Genomic DNA, 3,805 nt, shown 5'->3' with positions numbered 1-3,805 from the left:
CGTCTTCGCCGCGCAGCGCGGGACGCAGCCCGACCCGCAGGACGCGGCGACCGCCGCCGCCCCCCACCGCTCGGCGCTGGCCGTGCCGGGGGTGCGGGTCCTGGCGGTCACCTTCCTGGGCATCGGTTCCGTCTTCGGCGGCATGCAGGTCTCCCTCACGGCGTTCTCCGAGGAGATCGGCCGCCCCGGGGTGAACGGCCTGCTGTACGGCGTCTTCGCGGCGGGCAACATGCTCGCCGGGATCGCCTGTGGGGCCATCGCCTGGAAGAGCGGCCCGCGCCGTCGGCTGATCATCGGTTTCCTGGCCCTGACCGTGACCGCCTCGGGCCTCTGGGCCGTGCACTCCGCGGTACTGCTGGCCGGGCTGGGACTGCTGGTCGGTCTCTGTATCGCACCGGCCCTGATCAGCGGGTACACCCTGGTCGACGCCCTGGTGCCGGCATCGGCCCGGACGGAGGCCTTCACCTGGCTGACGGGCGCCGTGGCGCTGGGACTGTCTCTTATACACATCGCGCATGGGGCGAGCACCGGTTTCCTGGTGCCGTTCGGCGGGGCCCTGCTGGCCCTGGTGACCCTGCTGGCCCTGCGTTCGCGGCTGGTACCGCGGCCCGAGGGGCTGACGGTGGCACGTGGGATCGGTCACCGCGAGCAGGTCACGGTGGACTGACGGCGCGGAATACGTCAGTATGGAGCGTCGTTAGCACTCACTGAGTGAGAGTGCCAGGAGGAGCAAGTGCCGACCTATCAGTACCAGTGCACCGAGTGCGGCGAGGGCCTCGAGGCGGTGCAGAAGTTCACCGATGATGCCCTGACCGTGTGCCCGAGCTGCGACGGACGCCTCAAGAAGGTGTTCTCTGCGGTCGGCATCGTCTTCAAGGGTTCCGGTTTCTACCGGAACGACAGCCGTGGCTCCTCGTCGAGCAGCGCACCGGCCGCGTCGTCCTCGAAGACGTCCGGTTCCCCGTCCACCACCGCGTCGTCCTCGTCGGGGTCGGACTCGAAGCCCGCCGCTTCGTCCGCCTCGTCGACGTCTTCGTCGTCCTCGTCGTCGGGCTCCTCCGGCAGCGGCACGTCCGCCGCCTGAGGCCCACCACGCCTGTAGCACCGGGACCCCGCCCGATCAGATGATCGGAGTCAGCGGGGTCCTGGTCGTACGTGCGTGCCCGATAGGGTCTGCGCATGGCGAACGCGCAGACGGATACGGCGGACATCGGTGTCATCGGCGGATCGGGCTTCTACTCCTTCCTGGAGGACGTGACCGAGGTCCGGATGGACACCCCGTACGGGACGCCGAGCGACTCGCTCTTCCTGGGTGAACTCGCGGGGCGCCGGGTGGCGTTCCTCCCGCGTCACGGCCGCGGCCACCACGTACCGCCGCACCGCATCAACTACCGCGCCAACCTCTGGGCCCTGCGCGCGGTGGGCGTACGCCAGGTGCTGGGCCCGTGCGCGGTCGGCGGCCTGCGCCCGGAGTACGGCCCGGGCACCCTGCTGGTGCCGGACCAACTGGTGGACCGCACCAAGACCCGCGTACAGACGTACTACGACGGCGAGACCCGGCCGGACGGGGCGACCCCCTCCGTGGTGCACCTCGGTTTCGCCGACCCGTACTGCCCCGAGGGGCGAAGGGCTGCCCTCGGGGCGGCGCGCGGACGCGACTGGGAACCGGTGGACGGCGGCACGCTCGTCGTGGTCGAGGGCCCGCGCTTCTCGACGCGGGCGGAATCGCGCTGGCACGCCGCGATGGGCTGGTCGGTCGTCGGGATGACGGGGCATCCGGAGGCGGTACTCGCCCGGGAACTGGGCCTCTGCTACACGTCGGTGACGCTGGTGACCGACCTGGACGCGGGTGCCGAGGCGGGCGAGGGCGTCAGCCACGACGAGGTGCTGAAGGTGTTCGCCGCCAATGTGGACCGGCTCCGCTCGGTGCTCTTCGACGCGGTGGCCGCGTTGCCGGCGGACGAGGACCGCGACTGCGTCTGCGCCCACGCGCTGGACGGGATCGACACCGGGGTGGAACTCCCCTGACCTGCCGCCCCGGTGGGTACCGGGGCCTGTTCCCGTGTGGTCCGGCGGCTCTGTGCGGCCGGAGGGGCCTGGCGGCCTGCCCGGCCTGCCCGGGCATCCAGGGCTGCCTGCCGGGGCTGCCGGAGCTGCCGGGGCCACGCCGTTCTGCGCGACGTCGTACGCCTGCGCGATGTCGTGCCCCTGCGCGATGCCGTGGGCCTGCGCGATGTCGGTCTCCGCAGCTGAGGGCCGTCCCGACAGGTGCTCCCCACAGGCGCTCCCTATGGGCATCACGTCCACGGCCCCTCGTACGGGTGGCCGAGATGTCCACATCGTGGGGATCGTCCACAGGGCCCAGCGGGATTCCCGGCGTCGGGGGATGGTGTGGGGGTCCGAGTCCGTTGCGTACGCCCACACGGCAGGTGGTGGCCCATGTTCCCGTCGGTGCCGGAGACCCGTCCCGCTCCCCCCGCGCCCTGCGGGATGCCCTCGTTCGAGCCCTTGCGGGTGCGCGGCGGCGGTGGAGGACGGCTGCGGCGCGCGCTGCGGAGACAGCGCCGCGCGACGGCTGCGGGGTTCGCCCTGTCCTGCGTCGTGTTCGCGGTGTCGGGGCTCGGTGGTTCCGGCCCCGCCGGCGCCGGTCCACCGGCCCCGCCGGACGGGAGGGTCACCGCAGCGGCCGGTGCCCGGCCCGTGGCCGAGCGGGAGCGGGAGGGGCGACCGGGTGGGCTGGTCTCCGCGCCGGTCCGGATCGCGGACGCGGCGACGGTCTCGCTACTGCGGCCTGGCGATCACGTCGATGTGATCGCCGCGCGGGAGGGGGCCGCCGAAGCCCGCGTGGTGGCCCAGGACGTGCGGGTGGCCGAGGTGCCGGGCCGTCGTTCGGGCGGCTCCGGCCCGGACTTCGCGGCACTGGAGGAGCTGGACGGCGGACCCGGCCGGGGCGGGGACGGGGCGCTCGTGGTCCTCGCCGTGGAGCGCGGTACAGCCACTGCCCTGGCGGGCGCCGGCACATCCGGGCGGCTGGTCGTGGCGGTGTCCCGTGGCCATTGAGCGCGCCATCCCGGGGGCCTGGCGGGATCAGACGTGGTGGGGCGGCTTCTCGTCGAGGAAGCGGGCCAGATCACCGGCGCTGCCGCCGGCCGGAGCCCGCTCGCCCCACGCCTGGTCCGTGTCGTCCGCGGCCTGCCGGTCCAGCGGGTCGTCGAAGACCAGAGCCGGCCGGGGCCTGGAGCCCTCCGGCGGACGCTCCTGTGACTGCGGCGACTGCGGCGACTGCGGTGGCTCCGGATCACGCGGTCCGGGGGCGGGGGCGGTACTCATACCTCCAGGGTACGGCGGCGCTCAGCGGTCCTTCGGATCGAGCAGCCACCGCCCCAGGACGACGAGGAACGACAGGCTCCGGACCCCCGCTCCCCGCCAGGCCGTGCCGGTATGGCCTTCCGTCCACACGCTGACGACCTACCTTCGTCAGCGCCCACAGCTGTCCGACGACGACGCTCATCGCCGGTACCGGCCCGGCCGTCAGCGTCGACGAGCGTTCGGGTTCCTGCTCGGCCCAGGGCCGGGCTCGGGGCCGGGGCTGTCTCTTATACACATGTCCAGCTCGGCGCGGGCGCTGTTCAGGTGGTATTCCGGAGAGCACGTCCCGGCGGGCCCGGCGGGCTCTGCGGGCCGCGGCGGCTCGGCCGGCTCCAGGGGTTCGGTCATGTGCACCTCCCGGGCGTCGTGGTCCCGGACGCCCCCGGTGCCGGGGCAGCCGACCCGGGCGGCGAGAACGGGCGGTCGTCGGCGAGCC

At 73.5% G+C, this 3,805-nt stretch carries 5 protein-coding genes and 1 pseudogene; 4 read left to right on the top strand and 2 right to left on the bottom strand.

All coding sequences use genetic code 11. The annotated features are described in order from the left end of the window. The 4 genes from IH13_RS0108145 to IH13_RS0108130 all read left to right on the top strand — a co-directional run. A partial coding sequence (locus tag IH13_RS0108145) for an MFS transporter (RefSeq protein WP_031082395.1) occupies nucleotides 1-667 on the top strand: 667 nt, incomplete at its 5' end. 66 nt (nucleotides 668-733) lie between these two features. Further along, nucleotides 734-1,084, top strand: a complete 351-nt coding sequence (locus IH13_RS40585) for an FmdB family zinc ribbon protein (protein ID WP_031082392.1) — start codon at nucleotides 734-736, stop codon at nucleotides 1,082-1,084. Nucleotides 1,085-1,179: 95 nt separating this feature from the next. After that, nucleotides 1,180-2,028, top strand: a complete 849-nt coding sequence (locus tag IH13_RS0108135) for an S-methyl-5'-thioadenosine phosphorylase (protein ID WP_031082391.1) — start codon at nucleotides 1,180-1,182, stop codon at nucleotides 2,026-2,028. A gap of 411 nt (nucleotides 2,029-2,439) precedes the next feature. Next, a complete protein-coding gene (locus tag IH13_RS0108130) occupies nucleotides 2,440-3,060 on the top strand; it encodes an RcpC/CpaB family pilus assembly protein (protein WP_031082388.1) in 621 nt (206 codons plus the stop codon). 27 nt (nucleotides 3,061-3,087) lie between these two features. Here the strand turns inward: IH13_RS0108130 and IH13_RS0108125 are convergent, their stop codons facing one another. Next, the gene (locus IH13_RS0108125; protein ID WP_031082386.1) at nucleotides 3,088-3,330 is read right to left on the bottom strand and encodes a hypothetical protein; all 243 of its coding nucleotides are present in this window, start codon (nucleotides 3,328-3,330) and stop codon (nucleotides 3,088-3,090) included. Nucleotides 3,331-3,351: 21 nt separating this feature from the next. Beyond that, a pseudogene (locus IH13_RS36960) lies at nucleotides 3,352-3,717 on the bottom strand (hypothetical protein). Between the last annotated feature and the right edge of the window lie 88 nt (nucleotides 3,718-3,805).

It is taken from the genome of Streptomyces sp. NRRL WC-3549 (assembly GCF_000721935.1).
Taxonomy (GTDB): domain Bacteria; phylum Actinomycetota; class Actinomycetes; order Streptomycetales; family Streptomycetaceae; genus Streptomyces.
This window is presented reverse-complemented; position numbering and strand designations above follow the sequence as displayed.